Annotated in this window: 19 protein-coding genes and 2 pseudogenes; 19 read left to right on the top strand and 2 right to left on the bottom strand. The window is 48.9% G+C overall.

Annotated elements, in window-relative coordinates; translation table 11 throughout:
- The first annotated feature begins 9 nt into the window (after positions 1-9).
- The 14 genes and pseudogenes from ACFPYJ_RS03510 to ACFPYJ_RS33175 all read left to right on the top strand — a co-directional run.
- Positions 10-3,009 carry a heparinase II/III domain-containing protein gene (locus tag ACFPYJ_RS03510; protein ID WP_379186650.1) on the top strand — a complete coding sequence of 1,000 codons (3,000 nt, stop codon included), beginning with the start codon at positions 10-12 and terminating at the stop codon, positions 3,007-3,009.
- A gap of 221 nt (positions 3,010-3,230) precedes the next feature.
- Positions 3,231-4,424: a DegT/DnrJ/EryC1/StrS family aminotransferase gene (locus ACFPYJ_RS03505; RefSeq protein ID WP_379186649.1), complete on the top strand. Its 1,194-nt coding sequence runs from the start codon at positions 3,231-3,233 to the stop codon at positions 4,422-4,424.
- A gap of 33 nt (positions 4,425-4,457) precedes the next feature.
- Positions 4,458-6,056 (top strand): extracellular solute-binding protein, encoded by a 1,599-nt coding sequence (locus tag ACFPYJ_RS03500; RefSeq protein WP_379186648.1) that lies wholly within the window; start codon positions 4,458-4,460, stop codon positions 6,054-6,056.
- Positions 6,057-6,097: 41 nt separating this feature from the next.
- A complete protein-coding gene (locus ACFPYJ_RS03495; RefSeq protein ID WP_379186647.1) occupies positions 6,098-7,045 on the top strand; it encodes an ABC transporter permease in 948 nt (315 codons plus the stop codon).
- Positions 7,046-7,061: 16 nt separating this feature from the next.
- The gene (locus tag ACFPYJ_RS03490) at positions 7,062-7,943 is read left to right on the top strand and encodes a carbohydrate ABC transporter permease (RefSeq protein ID WP_379186646.1); all 882 of its coding nucleotides are present in this window, start codon (positions 7,062-7,064) and stop codon (positions 7,941-7,943) included.
- Positions 7,944-7,959: 16 nt separating this feature from the next.
- The gene (locus ACFPYJ_RS03485) at positions 7,960-9,717 is read left to right on the top strand and encodes a ligand-binding sensor domain-containing protein (RefSeq protein WP_379186645.1); all 1,758 of its coding nucleotides are present in this window, start codon (positions 7,960-7,962) and stop codon (positions 9,715-9,717) included.
- 21 nt (positions 9,718-9,738) lie between these two features.
- A complete protein-coding gene (locus ACFPYJ_RS03480; RefSeq protein WP_379186644.1) occupies positions 9,739-10,545 on the top strand; it encodes a M55 family metallopeptidase in 807 nt (268 codons plus the stop codon).
- A 194-nt stretch (positions 10,546-10,739) separates the two neighbouring features.
- Positions 10,740-12,224 (top strand): extracellular solute-binding protein, encoded by a 1,485-nt coding sequence (locus ACFPYJ_RS03475; RefSeq protein ID WP_379186643.1) that lies wholly within the window; start codon positions 10,740-10,742, stop codon positions 12,222-12,224.
- Between the two features lie 26 nt (positions 12,225-12,250).
- A complete protein-coding gene (locus ACFPYJ_RS03470) occupies positions 12,251-13,522 on the top strand; it encodes a neutral/alkaline non-lysosomal ceramidase N-terminal domain-containing protein (protein ID WP_379186642.1) in 1,272 nt (423 codons plus the stop codon).
- A 101-nt stretch (positions 13,523-13,623) separates the two neighbouring features.
- Positions 13,624-15,357, top strand: a complete 1,734-nt coding sequence (locus ACFPYJ_RS03465) for a polysaccharide deacetylase family protein (protein WP_379186641.1) — start codon at positions 13,624-13,626, stop codon at positions 15,355-15,357.
- On the top strand, positions 15,350-16,255 hold the full coding sequence (locus tag ACFPYJ_RS03460; protein ID WP_379186640.1) for a Gfo/Idh/MocA family protein: 906 nt from the start codon (positions 15,350-15,352) through the stop codon (positions 16,253-16,255). Before ACFPYJ_RS03465 ends, ACFPYJ_RS03460 begins: the two co-directional genes overlap by 8 nt.
- Before the next feature lie 16 nt (positions 16,256-16,271).
- Entirely contained in the window at positions 16,272-17,519 is a 1,248-nt protein-coding gene (locus ACFPYJ_RS03455; RefSeq protein WP_379186639.1) for a DegT/DnrJ/EryC1/StrS family aminotransferase, read from the top strand.
- Positions 17,520-17,555: 36 nt separating this feature from the next.
- Entirely contained in the window at positions 17,556-17,771 is a 216-nt protein-coding gene (locus ACFPYJ_RS33180) for a hypothetical protein (protein WP_465263353.1), read from the top strand.
- Positions 17,749-17,922: pseudogene (locus ACFPYJ_RS33175) on the top strand (epimerase); the annotation flags it as partial. The gene ACFPYJ_RS33180 and the pseudogene ACFPYJ_RS33175, both read left to right, overlap by 23 nt.
- A 243-nt stretch (positions 17,923-18,165) precedes the next feature.
- Here the strand turns inward: ACFPYJ_RS33175 and ACFPYJ_RS33170 are convergent.
- Positions 18,166-18,336 (bottom strand): annotated as a pseudogene (locus ACFPYJ_RS33170) (TetR/AcrR family transcriptional regulator); the annotation flags it as partial.
- A gap of 281 nt (positions 18,337-18,617) precedes the next feature.
- On the opposite strand from ACFPYJ_RS33170, the gene ACFPYJ_RS03440 reads away from it, so the two are divergent.
- Together ACFPYJ_RS03440 and ACFPYJ_RS03435 are read left to right on the top strand one after the other, a co-directional pair.
- Positions 18,618-18,920, top strand: a complete 303-nt coding sequence (locus tag ACFPYJ_RS03440; RefSeq protein ID WP_379186637.1) for a hypothetical protein — start codon at positions 18,618-18,620, stop codon at positions 18,918-18,920.
- Entirely contained in the window at positions 18,892-19,641 is a 750-nt protein-coding gene (locus ACFPYJ_RS03435) for a nitroreductase family protein (protein ID WP_379186636.1), read from the top strand. Before ACFPYJ_RS03440 ends, ACFPYJ_RS03435 begins: the two co-directional genes overlap by 29 nt.
- Before the next feature lie 112 nt (positions 19,642-19,753).
- Here the strand turns inward: ACFPYJ_RS03435 and ACFPYJ_RS03430 are convergent, their stop codons facing one another.
- Positions 19,754-19,951 (bottom strand): DUF2188 domain-containing protein, encoded by a 198-nt coding sequence (locus ACFPYJ_RS03430; RefSeq protein WP_379186635.1) that lies wholly within the window; start codon positions 19,949-19,951, stop codon positions 19,754-19,756.
- A 150-nt stretch (positions 19,952-20,101) separates the two neighbouring features.
- Between ACFPYJ_RS03430 and fumC the strand changes: the two genes are divergently transcribed.
- From fumC to ACFPYJ_RS03415, 3 genes are all read left to right on the top strand, one after another.
- Positions 20,102-21,490 (top strand): class II fumarate hydratase, encoded by a 1,389-nt coding sequence (gene fumC, locus ACFPYJ_RS03425; RefSeq protein WP_379186634.1) that lies wholly within the window; start codon positions 20,102-20,104, stop codon positions 21,488-21,490.
- A gap of 230 nt (positions 21,491-21,720) precedes the next feature.
- On the top strand, positions 21,721-22,686 hold the full coding sequence (locus ACFPYJ_RS03420; RefSeq protein ID WP_379186633.1) for an aldolase catalytic domain-containing protein: 966 nt from the start codon (positions 21,721-21,723) through the stop codon (positions 22,684-22,686).
- A 151-nt stretch (positions 22,687-22,837) separates the two neighbouring features.
- Positions 22,838-23,917 (top strand): lactonase family protein, encoded by a 1,080-nt coding sequence (locus ACFPYJ_RS03415; protein ID WP_379186632.1) that lies wholly within the window; start codon positions 22,838-22,840, stop codon positions 23,915-23,917.
- Positions 23,918-24,029: the final 112 nt, after the last annotated feature.

The following is a 24,029-nucleotide window of genomic DNA, read 5'->3' as shown; positions in this document are numbered from 1 at the left end:
GGAGTGAAAATGGAACAATCGAATAGCGTCGTATTCAAAAAGAGAAGGACCTTCTATACAGATGAAAAGCTGTTCAATGCCCGCAAAAACCGCGCAAACTATGGCTGGGCCAAAGAAATGATAGCGGCTGTCATCCAGGAAGCCGATGCATTTGTAAACCACGGCCATGAATATCTGTGGAATATCGTAACCAGTCAAAAAATTCCCCGGAGTTACGGCGTCAATCAACTGTCCGGCTGTCCGGTATGTAAAAAAGAGATTGACCGGCTCGGAAATTATCCCTGGCTTGGCGATCCGGTCCAACATCCTTGGAAGCTGATCTGCCCGGGTTGCTGGTCGGCGTTTCCGTCCAACGATTTCGCGGCTTATTATGAAAGCGGTAAAGACGCGAGCGGCTTCTTCAACCCCGAGTTGGCCGACCGCAGCCTTCTGATAAACACGTTATATCCCGAAAAGGATGAAAATTGGTGCGTAGACGACGGATACGGATGGCTGGACCCCGGCAATCCCGACAAGGAATCCGGAAGATATACATTTGTCGCCTACTACAACCATTGGATGCTTTGGTATAACGGCGGGGTGATTTATTCGGCTTTAAAAGCATTGTCCGAGGCGTATTTATTTACGGCAGATATGCGATACGCGTGTGCAGGGACGATCCTCCTCGACCGAATCGCCGATGTGTACCCTGACATGGACAGCTCCGTTTATAAATGGAAGGACGGGTTCCGAAATTCCCATGGACATTCCGGACTGGGTAAAATTGTCGGGTGCATATGGGAAACCGAACTTGTCAAACAATTCGTGCTCGCGTACGACGCTTTGTTTCCGGCTATGAATCACCCCGACATCATCGATTTTCTGGCTAAAAAGGCGCGGCTGCATCAAATGCACAACCGGAAAACTTCGGTCTCGGCGATCAGGCACAATATCGAAAGCGGGATTCTTCTCCAGGTGTACCCGGCGGTGAAAAAGCGGCAGATCCGGGGGAATGCGGGCATGCACCAAAGCGCCTTGGCTCTGGCGGCCGTCGTGTTAAACGCTCCCGAGAAATCCGAACAATGGGTGGATCATCTGTTTAAAACCCAATCCGGAGGCTCAGGAGATCTGCTGAAAATATTGGTGAACGATGTGGATCGGGATGGCCATGGAAATGAAGCCTCTCCGTCATACAATAATCTTTGGCTCGAAAATTTGAAGCTGGTTGCCGATGCGCTGGAAGGATCCATATTGTCCCCGTCGATTGATTTATATGAATACCCCAAGTTTCGTAAGCTTTCCCATATGGCATTTCCACTCATTATGCTGGATAACTTTACTCCTTCCATCGGGGACACCAAGAAAGCAGGCGATCCTGGAATTATCGGCCGCCTCCAGACGCATCTTTCCATGTTTGAGCGGACAGGAGATCCGCTGCTGGCCCGGTTTGTCTATTTTCTAAACGGGAACAAGCTTGAGGGGCTGCATGCCGGTATATATTCGGATGCTGAAAAGCTTTGCGCCAGGTTGAACGGCGTGATCGACTCCTATGGAGCATTCCAATGGAAAAGCACCCATTTGACGGGCTACGGTTTTTCCGCCTTGCGTGACGGAAAGGAAGAGACGCAGCGGGGCCTTTCGGTTTACTACGGGAGAAACACCGGACACGGGCACAAGGATGCGCTTAATCTCGGAATCTATGCCTTCGGCATGGATCTGTCTCCCGATCATGGGTATCCATGCTTCGCGGACCAGAATTTTGAAAAAGTAAGATGGACAGCCAATACCATTTCCCACAATACCGTCATGGTGAATCAATCCGAGCAGGAAAATCAAATTGTGGGTCTGCCGAATCATTTTACGGGTGAAGGCAGAGTGCGGGTAATCGATGTTGAAGCTCCTTCGGTCTATCCGCAAACGACGCTTTACCGGAGGACGACGGCCATGATCCAAATTGATGACGAGCGATCCTATATAGTCGATATTTTTCGTATCAAAGGCGGAAATGAGCATCTTTATAGTTTTCACGGAGCGGAAGGGACGGTGTCGGCGGAGGGACTTTCGTTGATTAAGCAAACAAGAGGCACCATAGCGGGGGAAGAGATAGCCTATAAAGATACGGTCTTCGACCAATCCGTAACCAGTGGATTAAATTATCTGCGCAACGTGGAAAGAGATGTAAATCCTACGGCTCCATTCAGCGTGGACTGGAAAGTCAAGGATACATGGGGCGTTCATCCGCACTGCAAAAACGTGCACCTTCGCTTGACCATGCTGTCGGAAGTAGACGAAGCGGCCCTTGCTGACGGGGAACCTCCGCAAAACAAACCTGGCAACCCGCAGCGCTTCCGGTATGTTTTAGCCGTGCGGAGAGGTGCGGATGTGCAAAGCCAGTTTGTTTCTGTTTTGGAGCCCTATAAGGAAAAGCGGGCAATTGAAAGCATAACATCTGCACAGTTGAAAATAAACGGCAAGTCGGTTTGCGGTTCAGAAGCTTATGCTGTAAGAGTTGCCTTTGCCGGCGGCAGAACGGACTTCATTGTTAATTCGCTAAACAAGGATGAAACCTATACCGTTAATGACAGATTTGAATTTAGGGGCTTTTATGGGGTGTGCTCCTTTGAGAAGGAAAAGCCGGTTTACGCTTATTTATGTGAGGGATCGATGATCAAAGTCGGGGAACGGCATCTTTTCGATCTCGATGCTGCAAGATGCCTGACCGGCGAGGTCGTTTATTTTACCAAAGAAATGTCCGCCGTTAATGAAATCGTTGTTCGGTTGAATGAAAGCAATCAAGGAATCCGTTTGATAGGCAAGTGGATCTATATCGAAAACGACGGAAGCCGTAACGCAGTGTATGAAATCAAATCAGTCAGAGCTGACGGGGAACGGCTCATTCTCGATATCGGAGACATTACGCTGATCAGGAGCTGGGCAGACGATTTCGATTTTTCGCAAGGATATCGGTATGACATTTACGAAGGAGCAAGGTTTCGAATTCCAATGTCATGTGAATGGCATGAAACATAACAATGAAATCCGATTTCCTTAATCGTTTAATGTTATCAAAAAAATTCAAGTGTTCCATGTTAGGTTAAATGACATAAATAGGTTGACAGTTTTTCGGGATAAGAATATATTAGTTACAGGTATCGTACAAGTTACTTATTAGTCTTAAGTCATATTTTGCTGTCGTATCTTGTTTCCCCCTCAACTTTACCGAATTTCAATGTAAGGAAGGATGAGATGTTATGAAAAGGGTACTGCATGACGACGTAACGCCGGTGAGAACAAAACCGTTTCCGAGTTGGCCGGTTTACGGAGATTTGGAGAAGCAACTATTAATGGAGGTTGTTGAATCGGGGAAATGGGGAGGGACGTCACGGATAAAGCTGGAACAGTTTGAAGAAAAGTTTGCGGCTTTTCAAAATGCAAGCTATGCGATCTCCGTGAATAATGGAACCATTGCGATTACGGCTGCCCTGCTTGCTGCTGGCGTGAAGGCCGGCGATGAGGTTATCATGCCGCCTTATACATTTATTGCGACGGCGACGGCCGCTTTAATGTTCGGGGCATTACCCGTCTTCGTCGATATCGAAGCGGATACTCTGCTGCTCGATCCTGAAAAGGTCGAAGCCGCGATAACGCCGAGAACTAAAGCCATTATTGCCGTACATATTGCCGGAGCGCCGGCTGATTTGACCCGTTTAAAGGAGATTGCGAGCAAACACGATCTTCAACTGCTAGAGGATGCCGCGCAAGCTGTCGGAGCGCAATGGGAAGGGGTTGGCGTCGGGGCAATTGGTGATATAGGTACGTTCAGTTTTCAGTCCAGTAAAAATTTGAATTCCGGGGAAGGAGGAATCATCCTAACCAATGACAAGGAATTGGCAGACCGTGCTTGGTCTATGGCCAATGTAGGCAGGGTAAGGGATGGTGCTTGGTACCAGCATGAGGAGATCGGCTGGAATTTGCGTTTGACGGAGTTCCAGGCGGCCATATTGCTCGCCCAGATGAGCCGATTGGAAAGTCAATGTCAGCTTCGTGAGCAAAATGCGGCCATATTAACCGATTTAATTGGAGAAATCGATGGCATTCAATTGTTAAAGAGAGATCCGCGCATTACCCGCCACGCTTATCATTTGTATATGTTCCGCATTGCCTCGGATCTTGCCGGCCGTATCGATAAGGCGGATGTCATTAAAAGGCTTCAAGCGGAAGGGATTCCGGTTGCCGCCGGCTACGTATCATTAAATCAAAACAAAGCGATAATCGCGAAAACAAAAGAATGGTCGGGCGAAGACCGTCTCTACTCTTGTCCGGTCAGCGAAAGAATGTGCGATAAAGAGGCTCTTTGGCTAACCCAGAATGTTCTCCTTGGGGACGAACAGGATATGGTTGATGTTGCAACAGCGTTGCGAAAGGTTATCCGGTTTTATTCTTGATCATATGGACCTTTTAAGGAGGCTGGTGGTGTCATGCATCGAAAGGGCAAATCTGCTTCGCTTTTCATTATCGTTGCTCTCATAATCGGAATGATCGCATCGGGATGTTCGAAGACTACCGGTTCGACCGGTACCGCCAGTAGAGTAACGCTCAACATGTTTATGGGAAACTCCGGATTGGAATACCCGGACGGCGTCGATCCCAGCAGCAATCCATTCATCGATGTCGTGAAGAATTACGCCAATGTCAATTTGAAATTGGAAGTGCCAGGCTATCAGGATTTCAAAACAAAACTCGATTTATTGCTCGCGTCGGGCAAGCTGCCGGATCTTGTACATAGCTGGTATCCCGATGAAATGGAAAGCGCTGCTGATCAAGGCGCATTTATCGATTTAAAGAAATATTACGACAATTCACCGATAGTGCAGAAAGTCGTTACTCCGCAAATGATGGAGCTGGCCAAATCTCAAAGCGGCCATTATTACAGAATTCCAATGGCGTGGGATAAAGCCCCTCAAGGTTCAGGTCTGATTGTAAGGTATGACCTGGTCGAAAAATACAATAACGGTAAATGGCCCGAAACCGTGGACGAATGGGTTAACTTAATGCGGAAAATACACCAGGCGGAACCCGATTCCACGGTACTCTCCAACAGAGTGGTGAACGATTATGGGCTGACGTACGGCGGAACGGTCATTTATAACATGTTCGGAGCAGCCCCGTATTCTTACAGAGTGCAGGAAGGAAAGGTAGTCAGCACATTTGAACTGCCGGAATACCGGCAGGCCACGATACTGATGAAGCAGTTGTACGATGAAGGCATCCTTGACAAAGAATTCGCTACGAATGATCTGAATGCCTGGAACGAAAAGCGGTTCAATAAAAACGTTTTGATGGAATGGGACAGCGCGGACCAACTCGTCCCGAACGCGCAGAAGGCATGGCTGGGGCAAGAGAATCCAGGTACAAAAACATGGAAATTAGCTTTTGCCCCTGCTTTGAAACAATACCCAACCGACCCGAAATATGTCTGGCCGAATAAATCGTTGCCCATCAATACTCATGGCATCTATATTTCCAGCAGCAGCAAAAATCCGGATCAAGCGTGGAAGGTCATCGAAGGGTTCGCATCCGACCAGTTGAAAGAAGATATTTTCTGGGGAAAAGAAGGGGACACCTACACGGTAAAAGACGGAGTGCGGATTCCGAATGCCGAAAAGTTGGCGGATCCCAATCGGACCTGGTCACTGCAGCTGGCAATTCTATTCGGGTTTGTGGACGGACAGGATGTCAAGAGTGCCCTCGCCAAGCAGGTAATGGGTCCGGAGTATTCCAAGTTCGTTAATGACAGCATACAGCCGATCGGCGATATGGCAACCAAGAAGGGGTATCTTCTGAGCGGTTTCTTTAAAGCTTCCAACGAGGCTGACAAGAAGACGCCGGAGAGCCGACAGTTCATTACCCAAGCTACCGTTGAAGCGATCATGGGGAAAATAACCATGGAAGAGTTTGATCAACGAGTTGCGCAGTTCAAGCAAAAATACGGCTTTATTTATGATGAAATGACGAAATTCATGAATGACAACAAGGACGACTTGAGGAAAAAAGGTGTCGTGGAAGTGGATTGGTAGGCTGCGGGCCGATTATGTTTTTTGTTCGAGGAGGTTAAAAAATGGCGTTGGCATTAAAATTAATCAAACCGGAAGCCCGAAAACTAAGTACCAGAAAACATTCCAAAAAGATCTTCAGCCTGTATCTGCTACTTGCGCCAGCGATTGTCCTTCTTCTCGTATTCAACTATATACCCATGTACGGGATCGTGATCGCATTTCAGGATTATTCCGTTTTTAAAGGCATCGCCGGCAGCACGTGGGTCGGATTCAAGCATATCGGTTATTTTCTGCATGACGATACGTTCTGGAAGGTTATGAGGAATACGTTGATCATTAACTTTTACGATATTCTGTTCGGGTTTACCGCGCCCATTATCTTTGCTTTATTAGCCAATGAGATACACAGCAGAAGCTTCAAAAGGGTCATGCAGACGATTTCCTACTTGCCGCATTTTCTATCCTGGATCGTCGTTTCCGGTATCATATACGAGATGCTCTCGCCGCAGCACGGAATGGTCAACGATATGCTGGGCATGATGTTTGGTACTAAACCGGTATTCTTCATGACCGAACAACATTTTTACAGAGGTATTACGGTAGCGGCTGATATCTGGAAAAGCGTAGGCTGGTCCGCTATTTTGTATTTTGCCACGATTGCCGGAATTGACCAGAGCATGTATGAAGCGGCCATGATCGACGGGGCCAGCCGGTGGAAGCAGACGCTGTACATCACGTTGCCGATGATGGTTCCAATGATCACATTATTGTTATTATTGAAAATTTCCTCCATTTTCACGGCCAATTTCGACCGGTTCTTCCTTCTGGAAAACCCTTTGGTTTACGACGTCGGCGACGTGATCAGCACCTATACCTACCGGATCGGACTTGAGCAGGCGCAATACAGTCTGACAACGGCTATCGGCTTCGTGCAAAGTCTGCTTGGATTTATTTTGCTGATTTCCGCAAACAAGCTTTCCAAAAAGCTCATCGGACTGGGATTATATTAAGATCGGGGGGAGTGGAATGGCTTATCAATCGGTATCCAGGAGAATATTTCTCACCTGCAATTATCTGTTTTTCATTCTTGTTAGCCTCTCCATTCTAATTCCCTTTTTGAATGCCATTGCCATCTCCTTAAGCGATGCTCAAGCCGTTGTCAAAGGAAATATCGGGATCTGGCCTCAAGGCTTTAACCTGGAGGGGTACAAGCGGTTGTTAGGCAGCTCGCAGTTTATGCATTCGGTATTCAATACCGTCTTTTTGACGGTAGTCAATACGTTCCTGGTAATTATTATTTCAATCGCGGCGGGCTACGCCTTGGCGAACAAGCATTTCATCGGGAAAGGCTTTATGTTTATCTATATCTTAATTCCATTGTATTTTAACGGCGGCTTAATTCCGACGTATTTGCTAGTCAATAATCTCGGTCTGAATGAAACCTTTCTCGCTCTTATTTTGCCGAACATAGTCAGCGTCTTTTATATCATTGTTTTTAGAAATACCATCGATCAGTTGCCAAGGGAGCTGATGGAATCCGCCGAGATCGATGGAGCAAGCGAGCCGAGGATTCTGGGCCAAATCATTTTGCCGCTCATTCTCCCGATGACGATGGCCTTCGTTATATTCAGCGCTGTCGCATATTGGAATGAATGGTTTGGCGTTCTGCTTTATATACGGGATAAATCGATGTGGACGCTCCAATTCCAGCTGAGGGATATTCTTGTGAATGCGGACTTAGCCGACACCCAAACTCAACAAGCGATCGTACAAAACGGGCCTAGGGTTAACCCGCAAAACCTGAAAATGGCCGCTCTGATGATTACCATCCTGCCGATTATCGTCATCTATCCATTTGTACAAAAATATTTTATTCACGGGCAACTGGTTGGCGCCGTTAAAGGATAATCAGGAGGAGAACGATTTGAATAAATTGGACAAGCAAATGCGTTATGAGTTTGTGGACGAACCCTGCAGAAACTTTAACATTCTCGGATCGACGACGATTATGGATCCCAAAGACGGACGCGAGAAAATCGTGCTGTCCAATTTTGCGGCGGGAGCCACAGGAAACGTGATATTCATCGATAGTCTGACCGGTGAAGGGGAAGCGATCCGACTGCCCGGAGATAACGGCGCATGGGCGACCTTGAATCTGAACAACGACAAGCTTTTAATCGGAACCTGCGCGCAGTCGGGTTACCTGCATTGTCTTGATCTGAAAAGCCGGATTTGGGCGGAGCCGCTCAGGGACGAACACGAAACTTATATTTGGAATTTAACCCTCGGCTCCGACGGAATGGTGTATGGCGGCACTTATCCGGGGTGTTCATTGCTGCGTTACGATCCCGAGAGGCATGTACTGGAAAACATGGGGAAGGTATCGGATAGTTCTCAAAACCTGTACAGCCGTCAAGTGACCGGGGAATTGCCGGGATATATTCTTATTTTGGGAGGATTCGATACGCCCTTCCTAACTGCCTGGAATATGGAAACCCGCGAATTCAAACCATTCGGCAATCCGGATACAGTAGGATCGTTTAAGGAAGTCAATGACGAATTCATTTGTGTTTCCGGCAAAAATGAAGGGGAATTGTATTATTACGATTCACGAACGTTTGAGCCCATTCAGAATAGGTCACTTGATAATCAGGTTGCCGCTTCCAAAGGATTGAAACTGAAGGATGGCAGAATTGGGGGCGTTCGGGGTCAGGATTATTTTATTCTGAATAAAGAAGGGGATAAGCCCCTCTATCAGCGAATCCCGACCCCGGCTCCGGCTACCCACATTCATACGATTATATCCGACGCTCATGGAAACATTTGGGGAGCTTGCGGCTTCGGGCAAACGATTTTTTGTTATAGACCGGAAGAAAAAAGTTATTGGAACTCATCCGTCATCTGCAATAACGGCGGAGAAGTATACGGAATGAGCTTTGTCGGGAACCAGCTGTACATGTCGGCATATTCCGGAGGAGATCACGTCGTGTATAACATCGATAACCCGTGGAATCAGTTGGACAATGTAAATCCTGTAACGTTACAAGCCGTTGCGCCCGATCTTATCCGTCCTACAGGCAGAACGTTAATTGGCCCGGATGGCGGCGTGTGGACGGGATGGTCGGCAAAATACGGGACTTATGGCGGCGGGCTCTCCCGAATCGACGTGTATTCGCAAGAGGTCGCCTCTTGGTATGATCCGATCCCATGCCAACAAGTTGCAGGACTTGCCGCGGATAACCGATATCTTTATTTTACGACTAACGGAGGGGCAAGCGGGTTGCCCTATAATAAGGAAGTCATTTGCCACTTTGCGGTTTGGTCAACGGACGGTCGTTTAGTTTATAAGCAAGCATTTGCAGAAGGCATCAAACTCGATGCCGTTTTAGCCGTAGGGGGCCGTGTCCTCGTGAAAACAGGGGACGCAATTCAGATCTTTGATCCCGGCAGCATGTCTTTCGCGCAAACGGTTTCTGTCGGTGAAGCCTGCAGCTGGATGATCAAAGTCGACGATGAACATGCCGCGGCATTTTGCGGCCGCCATGTTTACAGCATTAACAGCAGGACGGGGGATTGCAAATTGCTGTCCGAGCTTCCCGGCGAGGCAGGTACCGCAGCGATAACTCCCAAAGGCGATATTTATTTTGCTTACGGAACGGCACTCTACAAGCTGACACAATAAATTTGAATCCGGAGGACAGGAATGAAAATTTTTATTATGACCGATATGGAAGGCGTTTGCGGCGTTGCAAGCTTCGAAGAATGGGCAACCCCGCAAGGCAGGTATTATGAAGAAGGCAAGAAGCTGTTGACAATGGAAGTAAACGCGGCTATTGACGGTTTTTTCGCAGCGGGCGCAACGGAAGTTCTGGTTATGGACGGTCACGGCCATGGAGGAATCAATAATCTTCTTCTGGATAATCGCGCTTTTTATCTTAAGGGACCCTTACCGGGGCCGTATCCGTTTATGCTGGACGAAACTTATGATGCCATAGCCTGGGTCGGCCAGCATGCAAAAGCCGGAACGGAACTCGCGCAAATGGCCCACACGGGTTGGTTTAACGTGATCGATTACAAAATAAACGGCATTTCCGTCGGGGAATTTGGCCAGATTGCAATGTGCGGCGCTGCTCTCGGGGTACGATCAATATTCGGCGCCGGCGACGAAGCCTTCACGAAAGAAGCGGCCGAGCTTGTTCCAGGGATTGAAACCGTTAGCGTAAAGCGGGGAATCATGCCGGGAAGCGGAAACGAGTACAGCAGCGAAGGCTATCAGGAACGCAATAACGGAGCGATCCATATGCATCCCGACAAAGCGAGAATGTTTATTCGGCAAGGGGCCGAGCTGGCGCTTAGGAAATTTTCCGAAAACAGGGAGCAGTTTGCTTTGTTAAAGCTTGACCCGCCTTTCACCAGAGCAATCACCTACAGAACCGAGGGCCGCAAGGCGGCTTATACGATAAAGTCAGAGCATCCGAGTTCCCTTATTCAGTTATTAAATTCAAAGTAGATAGAAAGGGGCGAACTAAGAATATGACAAGAAGATATTCTTTTGCATTACTCGCTATGTTGCTTCTTATGAGTTTAGTAGCGGCCGGATGCTCCCAAAAATCCAATTCCGGTTCCGGTTCCAATTCCGGTACGGCCGATTCGTCCGGAAGCTCCGGTCAATCAACCGAGCCAAAGGAAAAGATGACCATGTTCATGAGCAATTCGGGACTGGCGTACCCGGACGGCGTCGATCCCAGCAATAATCCGTATATCAATATTATCGAGAACTACGCCAATGTCGATCTGCAAATGGACGTTCCCGGATACCAGGACTTTAAAACAAAACTTGATTTGCTTCTGGCCTCAGGAAAGCTTCCGGACATCGTTCATTCTACATACCCGGACGATATGAATAAAGCGGGAGACCAGGGCGCATTCATTGATTTGAAGTCATATTATGACAAGTCTCCGGTAATCCAGAAATATATTACGCCTCAAATGATGGAATTGGCCAAGTCGCCAAGCGGGCATTATTACAGAATCCCCATGGCTTGGGATAAAGGACCGCAAGGTTCCGGAGTACTGGTCCGATACGATTTGGTTCAAAAATATAACAATGGCAAATGGCCTGAGTCGGTGGACGAATGGATCGCGATGATGAGAAAAATGCATCAAGCCGAGCCCAATTCGCTTGTGATGTCCAATCGGGTCATCAATACGACTGGATTGGCTTATGGAGGGACGCCGATTTACAGCTGGTACGGAGCGCTGCCTTACCAGATCAGAGTTCAGGACGGAAAGGTGATGAGCACGTTCACTCTGCCGGAGTACCGCGCAGCGACGATCGTCATGAAACAGCTGTATGATGAAGGGATTTTGGACAAGGAGTTTGCAACCAAGGATCTGGACGGCTGGAACCAAGCGGAAAATTACAAGAATACATTAATGGAGTACAATACTGCGGATCAGCTGGTGCTATTTGCGACCGGAGTCGAAGTTGCCGGAAAAGAACACAGTGAGGAGACAAAAGATAGACGGTATCTGTTCGCTCCTCCGCTGAAACAGTATCCGTCGGTGCTCAAGGATCCGAAATATGCGCAAGCCTTTAAGTCCTTGCCGATAACGGGTCATGGCTTGTACATACCGGATTCGACCAAAGATAAGGACCGGGCGTGGAAGGTTATTGAAGGATTTGCATCTCCGGATTTATGGGAGAACGTCTTCTGGGGAAAAGAAGGAGAGACCTATACGGTACAAAATGGAAAAAAAATTCCGGATGCCGCCAAAATCTCGGATCCAAGCCGCGCCTGGTCGCTTCAGCTTGCGATCATATTTGGCTTCACAGACGGCCAGGATGTGAAAAAAGCGACGGTGGAGCAATATTCCGGTACGGAATATTCCAATATGATCTACGACAGCTTGAAGCCGATGGCCGAACAAGCGGACCGGAACGGCATCGGCATTATGCCGGGTTATGTCCCTTCAAACGAGGCTGCGGCACAATTGCCTGAAACAGCCGCCTTTATAACGAACGCGACGGTCCAAGCCATCATGGGGAAAATTTCAATGGAGCAGTTTGATCAAAGCGTTCAGGACTTTAATCGGAAATACGGTTTTATCTATGATGAACAAACCAAGTACATGACGGAACATAAGGACGAATTAAGAAATTTGGGTGTTAAAATGGTAGACTGGTAAATCGATCCATTCGGAGGCGGGAGCGAATGAAATTACCACTCAAGCTAGGGACTTCGAAAATTGATATAACTCCGGAAAGGCCGATTCCTTTGGCGGGATTTTCCTCCAGAAAAAATGCCGGAGGTTTCGACGGGGTTTCCCGCCGTTTATTTGCCCGTATATTTTTTTTTCAACGGAAAAATGAGCAAGGCAAGATCCAGTCGGCTTTGCTTGTTACGGCTGACCTTATCTGGTGGGGATCTGAACGCGTTCCGCTGTTAAAATCGAAAATTCGGGAAAAATGGGGCGTGGATGAGTCGGCGATCATCCTTCATGCCAGCCACACTCACTCCGGACCGCAGACAAGCGACAGGTTTACGGAGCTGCTTGGACAGCATGATCCGTCTTACATCCAATATCTGGAGAACTCCTTAATGGATGGGATTGAACAAGCCTGCCGCAGCCTGGAACCAATAACGATGGAGAAAGGAATCGGCGAATGCGGCATCGGCGGTAACCGCAGAAACAAACAGCTAATGAAGCCGAACCCTAATGGACCCCGAGATCATGAGGTCAACGTGATTCGTTTTCTGACCGAAACCGGAGCGACTAAGGCGGTTCTGGTGCATTACGCATGCCACCCGGTCGTTACAAGGGAGAATCTGGTTTCATCCGAGTTCACTGGTGCGGCGATGGAATACGTCGAGAAATCGTTAGGGGGAAGCGCGATATCCGGCTACATGCAGGGCTGCTGCGGGGACATCAATCCCGTTTATAACGGAGAATTTTGTTTTGGCGAAGCGGAAGAGGTGAACAGGCTTGGTCGTTTATTGGCTGAAGAAGTGATTGGCGTGCTGAGCCGACCGATGGAAGGACTCGTTCCTTGCGAAATTTCCGTGCAAAGCAAAATGATTCCCCTTCCGCTTCAGCCATTGCCGGACCTCTCCTGTTTAGAAGCCAAGAAAGCGTTGACGGATGTATACGGTCAATGGAGCCGGATGCTGCTTGCGCACCCGGATCGGATGAAATCCGAACTTTATTTTCAAATCAACCGGATACAAATTGCCGACGAACTTGCGCTCCTTGGGATGAATGGGGAAGTTGTCGTCGAATACGGATTATATCTCAAAAAACAATTTCAGGGAACAATTCTTCCTCTCCCTTATAGCAATGGAATGATCGGTTATATTCCAACAGAACTGCAGCTTGCCGAAGGCGGTTACGAATCGGTAGATGCTTGTTATTATTTCGGGATGCCGGCCCCTTTCGAAAAGTCTGTTGAATCGATCATTAAAGACGCCTTGGCAGCTTTAAAATAAAGCGAACGATTAGTAAAGGTATATGGACAAATAAATTAAACTTATAAAGATACAAGTATGATACATGATATTAAAGATAAAAGAGAGAAAGGTTGATCCCGATGGAAATGGCTACAGTTGGAGTTCTCCTTGATAAACGAACAGCGGAGCGCCGATGGACGTACGGACTAAATGCTTTTGAATTCTATATTGAAGAGATTCTCTCCCATGAAGGAATATCGTACCGACTATTTGACGACATTGATCAGTTGACCGAATCTTGCGACATTGCAATAGCCGCCCTTGCGGCTGATAATGCAGAAACGGCTTCAAGGCTTTGGACATTTATGGAGAAAGGAGGGACCGTGATTTCCTATGCCGGACTGAACGCTATGGCTTCACGCTTGGGGTGCGTATGGACGGGGAACAGCGGCGCCGGCTATGCAATAACAGGAAGCGATTTCGGAGAGGAGATACCGATTCGTTTTTTGAACGCTCAACCTTGGCGGAACGGTTCGACCTGCGAATGGCCGATCGAAGAGTCCGGTACAATCATGAAGGATCATCCGAATGGACCGGTGATAGGCACTGCGCGCCATACCTTCAAAATCGGCAAAGGTGTGCTGGTTCGCTGGGCGGTAGACATCATTGGAACGATCATCGCCATGCAGCAAGGATCCAAGCCTGTATTGACGGATGGCATACCCGCTTATGACGGGACGGGGCCTGTGAATGAAGGAATATTGAAGGCAGACGATCAGGTTGAAATGGATTGGGATAAAGATCGTTTGTATACGGAAACCGGCGCTCCATATTACGCCCATCCGTATGCGGATTATTGGCGGAAGGAACTTATCGGTCATTTACTGCGCGTGAGCGTCGACAAGGGAATGACGCTGCCTTTTATCGGGTATTGGCCGGATGGGGTCAGGCATGTAGCCATGATTTCCCATGACAGTGACGGCAATCAAGACGAGCATGCCGAAACAACGCTCGAATTTCTTCGCGAATGCGGCATCCTTTCTACCTGGTGCATCATTGAGCCCGGATACAGCCGGCATATTTACGACAGAGTAAAGGATGCTGGGCACGAGCTCGCGTTTCATTTCAACGCATTGGACTCCCAAGGCGGGCAGTGGGATGAAGCCGAATTCAATCGTCAATTATCCTGGTTAAAGGATGCCGCCGACCTAAAAGAGGTAGTCTCCAATAAAAACCACTATACGCGCTTCGAGGGATGGGGCGAGTTGTTCGCCTGGTGTGAAAAAGCCGGTATATTGTCCGATCAAACAAGAGGTCCCAGCAAAAAAGGCAATGTAGGTTTCTTGTTTGGCACCTGCCATCCGTTTTTTCCGATTGCATGGTCGAACGAGAAAAACCGGATATACAATGTCCTCGAGATCGGTTTTCTGACGCAGGATTTGGATCTAGCCTCCCATTGGGCAGACAGTAGTATCGTGAACCCTTTCCTGGACCGAGTGCGACATACGGAAGGCGTAGCCCATTTTCTGTTTCATCAGGTGCATATTCATAATCATGAATCAGTGCGAAAAGCGCTGCGGAAGGTAATCGATGAGGCAAGAAAACAGGACTACGTGTTTTGGACCGGAAAACAAGTAAATGATTGGACTCGAGTCCGCAGAAAGCTTGGCTTGGTATCCATAACGAAACAGGATGAAATTAAAATAAGCGGCCGGCTCGAGGCGCAGGGCGCAGTGGCCTTGATTCCGGTTCCCGATAGTTATGAGGAGCAAAAGGATGAGCAAGTGGAAGTTCATTTTGGCGTTAAGTGTAAGAAACAAATAATCCAATATTTGACAAGTTATATAAGCGGTGGAGGTGCCATAAATGTCTAAGACGTTACAAATTGGCTTGATCGGTTTGGATACCTCTCATGTTTCGGCGTTCACGAAGCTGCTCAACGATCCGGACGCGGAATATCATGTTCCGGGCGGAAAGGTGACGGTCGCTTATCCCGGAGGCTCTAGCGATTTAGAGCTTAGTTACTCACGGGTCGACGGATTCACGAACGAGCTTCATGAGCAATACGGCATTCAAATCGTCGATTCTCTCGAAGCGGTTGCCGAGCAAAGCGACGCTATCATGCTGGAATCGGTCGACGGCCGCGTACACCTGAATCAATTCATGCAAATTGCGCCTTTCGGCAAACCGGTCTTCATTGATAAGCCTTTCGCTTTAAGCACGGCCGAGGCGGATAGTATTTTCGAATTGGCGACGCAGTATAACGTACCGCTGATGAGCTGCTCTTCGCTTCGATATGCCGAAGGGCTGGTCCAGGTGCTTAGTCAGCAGGAAAACGGCCCGATTTATGGAGCCGATTTTTACGGCCCGATGGAGATACAACCGACGCAGCCCGGATTTTTTTGGTACGGCATTCATACCGTTGAAATGCTGTTTGCCGCTATGGGCGCAGGATGTGAACATGTTACCGTTACGACCAACGATAAACAGGATGTAGCCGTTGGCGTTTGGAACGATGGGCGCATAGGAACGATTCGGGGGAACCGGCATGGTAACCGCTTGTTCGGAGGATTGATCCATCGTGACAAAGCAACGCAGGAAGTGGACGTTTACGCCCATCGGAAACCATATTATGCGAGTTTGCTAGAAATCGCATTGGCTATGTTCCGGACGGGGAAGCCGCCCATTGACCGGAACGAGACCCGCCAGATTATCCGCTTTATCGAAGCTGCGAACGAAAGCCGGGTAACCGGAAAAATGGTCAATCTGTAAAGGAGGAACAAACCTAATGGGAGAAAAGACAACACAAGAGAAACTGGCGCTGCATGGCGGTCCGAAGGTGAAAGAAACGCCGTTCGGTACGGGAAAACGGTTCGGATTCGAAGAGGTGAAGGAGCTCATAGAGGCGCTCGAACAAAATACGCTTTTCTATCATCAAGGCAACAAAGTGAAGACGTTCCTGCGCGATTTCAACGATTTGTATCAAATCGATTATAGTGTGGCTGCTTCCTCCGGAACGGCTGCAATTCATGTCGCTCTGGGTGCGGCCGGCATCACGGTCGGCGACGAGGTGATTACGAGTCCGATAACGGACCAGGGCACGCTAATCGGAATTTTGTATCAGAACGCTATACCGGTATTTGCGGACCTCGATCCGCACACGTACAATCTGGATCCGGCCTCTATTGAAGCTCGCATAACCAAGAGAACGAAAGCGATCGTTGTGGTTCATTTGGCCGGCAATCCGTGTGATATGGATCCAATTATGGAGCTTGCAAAAAAACACAATCTGAAGGTCATCGAGGATTGCGCGCAAAGCTATATGGCCGAATATAAAGGCCGTTTGGTCGGAACGATCGGGGATTACGGCTGCTTCAGCACGAACGACTTCAAGCATATTTCAACGGGAGACGGCGGCATTGTCACCATTAACTCGGGGGACCTGGATGATTTCCATAAGGTGCATGCATTCGCGGATAAAAATTATCAGCGCTTCAGCAACATGGTATCCCGCGCGATGGACTACTTGGCTCCCAATTACAGGATGACAGAGCTCCAGGGAGCAGTCGGAATCGCCCAGCTTAAGAAGCTGCCGGCTATTTGCGGCGCGAGACAAAGGTATGGAGATCGAATAACCGCGGGCATTACGGGACTTCCCGGTATTAGACCTCATAGGGTCAAGGAAGGGAATAGGTCAACATACTGGTTTTATATGCTTCGGCTGGATGAGTCGGAGCTGACTTGCACACGTAATGAGTTTTCTAAGGCGTTATCTGCCGAAGGCATACCGAACACGATCGGATATATTCCAGATGTAGTTTATATGCAGCCGATGTTCCAGAACCGGCAGGCATACCTGAACAATCATTTTCCGTTTGACCTGACTGGCATCACCTACGAAAGGGGTCTGTGTCCGAATGCGGAGAACATTCTGCGTTCTGCTGTACGTTTAACCGTCAACGAATTTTTTACCGATCAAGACATCGAGGATATGATAAGCGGAATCCGCAAGGTAACGATGTTTTACCGCAAATAGAAGATGCAGACCCATACAAGAGAGGGGTATGAGGCAATGAGATCTGTTTTTGAGCTGGATTCCAGACTATCGGACCCATCCGAAGCTCTTCTGAAGGACATGGCGGACGTAGAAGGGGATATCCTGCTGCTAGGCGTTGGCGGGAAAATGGGTCCAAGCTTGGCAAGGCTGGCCATGAACGCCCTCAAGAAAACAGGACAGGGCAAAAAGGTCATCGGCGCTTCGCGCTCCTATGTTTATTTATCGGCTTAACTATGCGATCGACCTCCGCTACGGCGTGCTGCTAGAAATTGCCAAGTCCGTCAAGCAAGGCCGGCCGATTGATATTACCATGGGTCACGTTAATGTCATTTGGCAGGGCGATGCCAATGAATATGCGCTTCGTGCTTTGAACGCATGCAGCTGTTTGTTCGAAGCGCGTCTTGACGCGTTCGAAGATGGCCTCGAATTCGCGGCGCGTATAATCCCTGACCGCCGTCTCCGGAGTCGTATAGCACATCATGACCAGCAGGATTTCGTCGCGATGGCTGATGAGCAGGTCCACGAACGCTTTGCCCATCGTTTCCTGCAGCCGTTCGGGCGGCGCATTGACGGCGTCGAAGGCATGCAGGATGCGCCGGTAAGCCCGTTCCAGGACGGCGAGATAGAGCGATTCTTTCGATTTGAAGAAGTGAAAGACATAGGGCTGGGTTACGCCTACGGCGCGCGCCACATCGGCGGTCGTCGTCTTGTAATAGCCGCTCTGCGCGAATAGCGAAGCCGCGGCATCGAGTATCTGTTCTTTGCGGTTAAGGGATGCATCGTCTTTGGGTGTCATGACTGAAGCGGCTCCTCACGGTTATTTATTGACTAATAAATAAATACCATATCGAGGAAGCGGCTGTCATAACATGAATTTCCCATTAGCCATATCATCATCATCAACGTTTATTTCAACGGATATAGAACTAATGATTGACGATAGATTCGTTCAATGTTAGAATTTTATTATTCCGATTGAATTAGTTGGTTAAACGTTGACCGGATAACTGGAGACGTGCGCTATTAATAGCCGCGTCTCTTTTTTATTTGCCTGTAAAGGGATGAGGATGTGATTAATTGATCGTAACGGGTATGCCTCATGGAGGCGATGCAGCAGAACTGTCTGTCCAAGCCGGTAAAGCTTTTATAGAACAAGACTGCATACATACAAGCGAGGCAGCAGCCTTGGCTGCAACTGCCAATTGGATGTATGCCCCGGCGCTTGTTCGCCGGGAATCGCGTAATCAGCATGCCATTGCCGACTATACATTAGCGGATACGGCACAGCAATACCGGTTTATCGTTACAAGACTTGAGCATGCTCTCAAATTTAGGAAGGAGAAGGATCGTTATGAGCACCAAACTACCGTTTCAAAGTGACCAATCATCCGCAAACGACAAGCACGCCGAGGAGATAAAGCAGCATCGGAATCCCGATCATCCCGTTTCCCCTTTGTTCATTAACCGCTGGTCACCACGCTCCTACACGAATCAGCCTGTAACCGACGAAGTTCTGTATACCGTATTGGAGGCAGCCAGATGGGCGCCTTCTTCGAGCAATTTGCAGCCTTGGCAATTTATTATCGCCAGAGAGGCAGCGGAGCACGAGCTCTTCCAGCAGTTCATACTGCCAGGGAACCGGATATGGACAGATCATGTACCTGTCCTCATCTTGGTTGCGTCCAAGAAGCTAAGAGAAGATGGGGAGCCGAACGGAGCCCATGCTTTTGACACCGGAGCCGCGTGGGCGACGCTTGCGCTTCAAGCTCATTTGCTCGGATTATCTACACGCGCGGTAGGCGGGTTCGACCGCTCAAAGGCAAGGGAAGTACTGGATATTCCGGATCACATCGAGCTTCATGCCATCATCGGGCTTGGTTACCGGGGCGGGATCGATACGCTGGATGAACGATTCCATGAGACCATAATAAGTGTGGTGGTGATTGAGAACAGCAGCACCATCCTGCAGACCAGAGCGCTCATCGGCAGGCTGAGCCAATCTGCAATGAGGGAGCTGGCTTCCAAGGCTCTGGAATTGGATAGTCCTGATGAAATCCGCAGCTCCATCGAGGCGAAGGTTCCTGAAATTCTTGATCTGTAACAATTTTGCCGGGCAGTATCAATCAGCTTGAAAAATCCAAAGGGCAGTGAACTCAAGTAAATTCGCAGGAATTCCGCGCTTGAGCACTGCCCTTTGGATTTCATCTTGCCTCTCATTCATGCCCTTTTTTGCGGACCTGCTTGTGGTGATTCTCCGCCCATTCTTTGGCTTGAGCTGTTGCGATGGCAATGGCTCTTCCTTCCTCATAACCATCTTCAAGCAGCGCATTAGCAATCTCGACAGCCTTCTCGCGGACCGGGGCCATGAAGTTTTTGAGCGATTCCGGATAATCATCTTTGTTCCAAGGCATAAATTCAACCTCCTTCGTACAAGGTAAATTTAGTTCTTTTTAGACGTATTCGTCAATGTTTAAACCTTTGTCGTTACATAAATATGCTTTTGACGTTATAGGTAAGTAGTAGGGATGGCTCATTAGAGCTGAAGAAGGGGAAGGTGACGTATGACGGAATACCGGATCGAGAAGGATTCAATGGGGGAAATCGAGGTTCAGGCGGATCGGATGTGGGGCGCGCAAACGCAGAGGAGCCTGCAAAATTTCAGAATCGGCACGGAGAAGATGCCGTCTGAGCTGATCACGGCATTTGCTTATTTGAAGAAAGCGGCCGCACTGGTCAACCAGGATCTTGGCAAGCTGGATACCCGCAAGGCGCAAGCTATCTCGGAAGCGGCAGATGAAGTCATTGTCGGCCGCTGGGCGGATGAATTCCCGCTTGCCGTATGGCAGACCGGCAGCGGAACGCAGTCCAATATGAACGTGAATGAAGTCATCGCCCGCAGAGCAGGGCAGCTGCTTCAGGCAGAGAGCGGCGGCGATGCTGTGGTCTCTATTCACCCGAATGATGATGTGAACCGCTCGCAAAGCTCTAACGATACATTCCCGACCGCCATGCATATCGCCGCGCTGATCGCTGTGGAAGACAATGTGCTGCCTGCCATTGACCAGCTGAAACAAACGCTGCAGCGCAAGAGCGAAGCGTTTGCCAAGGTGATTAAGATTGGGCGTACGCACTTGCAGGACGCGACGCCGCTCACGCTGGGGCAAGAGATCAGCGGCTGGGTCCGCATGCTGGAGAAGGGAGAGCGCAATATTAAACTTGCCAGCAGCGAGCTGCGTGAGCTTGCCATTGGAGGAACTGCGGTAGGTACGGGGCTTAATGCGCCCCAGGGCTTTGGCGATCTCGTATCGGCGTCCATAAGCGAGCTAACGGGCAAAACCTATTCGAGTGCGCCTAATAAATTTCATGCGCTGACCAGTCATGACGAGATCGTCTTTGTTCATGGCGCCTTCAAGGCGCTGGCAGCCGATCTCATGAAGATTGCCAATGATGTCCGTTGGCTGGCAAGCGGGCCGAGATGCGGAATCGGAGAAATCCGTATTCCGGAAAATGAACCCGGCAGCTCCATTATGCCCGGCAAAGTAAATCCCACCCAGTGTGAAGCAATGACGATGGTCGTTTGCCAGGTGATGGGCAACGATGCTGCGATCGGCTTTGCGGCAAGCCAGGGGAATTTCGAGCTGAATGTCTTCAAGCCGGTGATCATTCATAATTTTCTGCAGTCGGCCCGGCTTTTAGCGGATGCCATGCGATCCTTCGATGAACACTGCGCGGCAGGCATTGAAGCCAATTTAGATGCGATAGAACGTCATTTGAGCGAATCCCTTATGCTTGTCACAGCGCTTAATCCCCATATCGGTTACGAGAATGCGGCGACCATAGCGAAGACAGCACATAAGAAGGGATTAACGCTGCGCGAGGCGGCCATCCAGAGCGGACTGATCACTGCCGAGAAGTTTGACGAAGTCGTGCGGGCCGAAGAGATGATATGATACCGCAAGGAACAGCTCCTGCAGCCGTTACTAAACATGGTTTATTTATCTGTTCGCGCCCCTTTTTTCAGCTCGACACGGCGTTTGGAAGTGTTTAAAAAGATTCCGACTGAGAGAACGCAAAGCTGACAAGTAATGGCTAATTCCGACAAAATAGCTTTGCGTTCAAGCCCATTTTCAAGTATCATGGATAGAAAGACTTGCTTTACTAAAGGAGCTATCACATCGGAATGAATACAAAAACCAATCATTGCAAAATTGTAGACTGTACGATTCGTGACGGAGGCCTCGTTAACAACTGGGACTTCAGTATCGAATTCGTTCAGCATTTGTATACGACTTTGAACGAAGCTGGCGTTGATTACATGGAAATCGGCTACAAGAATTCCCCGAAACTGCTTAAAGGTGCTGAATCCGCTGGCCCATGGCGTTTTCTGGACGATGATTTCCTCCGCAAAGTCATTCCGCATAAGCTGAATACGAAGCTGTCGGCACTTGTCGATATCGGCCGCGTAGACGAGAATGACATTCTGCCGCGCGAAGAGAGCCTGCTCGACTTGATCCGCGTTGCCTGCTACATCCAGGATGTAGAGAAAGCGCTGGAGCTTGTCAAAGTGTTCCACGATCGCGGATACGAGACCACACTGAACATCATGGCGCTCTCCAACGTCATGGAGAACCAACTGCTTGAAGCATTCGAGCTTATCGATGCAAGCGTGGTTGATGTTGTGTATGTGGTTGACTCTTACGGCAGCCTGGATCCGAACGACTTCAACTACCTGGTTGGCAAGTTCCAGAAATACCTGCCAAACAAACGTCTTGGGGTTCATACGCATAATAATATGCAGCTCGCATTTGCGAACACTCTCGTTTCCGCAGAGAAAGGCGTCGAACTGCTTGATGCTTCCGTGTACGGTATGGGCCGTGCTGCAGGAAACTGCCCGACTGAGCTGCTGGTAGCCCATCTTAAAGGCACCAAATATAATGTTCGTCCTGTCTTGGACATGATCGAGAAATACATGATTCAGCTTCGTGAGAAAGAAGAATGGGGCTACATCATCCCTTACATGATTACGGGTATGCTGGACGAGCATCCACGCTCGGCTATGGCGCTTCGCGAATCCGCCGACAAGGATAAAGCTGTTGATTTTTACGACAAGCTGACTACGCCGGAGGTTCTGCACAGCGTCAAATAAGCGTGAATCATACACTGAGAATTGAACAAACCCTTTGCTGACTTCATGTTAGTGAAGGGTTTGTTGTTTTATTTTTTACTCCAATGATTTGCCAACAGGATGCCGATTTGCGATAATTCGCTTATACATAATAGACAAGGGAGATTGAGCCATGGGGAACAACAATTTGAAGATACTCGCTTTTATCGGTTCATATGCGGATGCGAAGGATTCTGGACTGTATGTCTGCAATTTCGATGAAACAAGTGGTAGCCTCGAGCTGATTGAGCAAGCTTCCGGGCTGCAAAACCCGACCTTTCTGGATGTGAACGCCAATACCTCGAAGCTGTATGCAATTACCGAAGGGGTTGATGCGGACAATCAGCGCTGCGGGGCAGCTGCTGCCTATACCATTAATCCTTCTACCGGCGGGTTATCCTTGCTGAACAAGGAGAACACGGTTTCTGCACCAACCTGTCATATTACGTTAGACCATTCCGGCAAGGTTGCGATCGTATCCAGTTATCACGGCGGTATGGTTGGTCTGTCTCCATTATTGGAGGACGGACAGATCGGCACGACTGCGGATATCCAGTGGCATAAGAGCTCGAGCGTGCCGCCTGTACAAGCCCGTGCACATTCCGTCTTCATCGACCGAATGAACCGCTTTGCAGTTGCTTGCGATTTGGGCTTGGACCGTCTGTTTATTTATAAGCTTGACTTAGAGCTGAGCCGTCTGGTTCCTCATCGTGAGATTCAGACAGCAGCGGGATCAGGTCCCCGGCATTTTGCTTTTCATCCTGCTCTTGGCTTCGGTTATGTCATTCATGAGCTTAACGCCACCGTTACAGCCTTCGCCTACGATGGTGAGCAGGGGGAGCTTGCGGAGATTCAAGTTATTTCTACACTTCCGGATTCCTATAACGGGGAAAATGGCTGTGCGGACATTCATATTTCTCCGGATGGAAAATTCCTATATGGTTCGAATCGGGGACATGACAGTATCGTCGTGTATGCCATTGATCAACAAACGGGCAAGCTGAGGGTCGTTGAGCATGTCTCAACGCTTGGCGGGCATCCGCGCAACTTTGGAATTTCGCCTGATGGCCGATTCCTATTAGTCGCTAATCGCGACGGCAACAATATTGTAACCTTCCGAAGAGATGAGCGGACAGGGAAGCTGCAGCCTACGGGAAGCGAACTTCATGTATCGAAACCGGTATGTATCAAGTTTGCTCGTTTCGAAGGTTAATGGAGGCAGTAATTTTATGAAGGGGAAACCTCAAATCTTAACAAAGAGGCTCGGGGTCAACCCGTAATAAACTTGTGAATGACCTTGTTGTTGCATGTGCTTGATTGCATGC

This window comes from Paenibacillus solisilvae, assembly GCF_042656405.1.
Lineage (GTDB): Bacteria > Bacillota > Bacilli > Paenibacillales > Paenibacillaceae > Paenibacillus_Z > Paenibacillus_Z solisilvae.
This window is presented reverse-complemented; position numbering and strand designations above follow the sequence as displayed.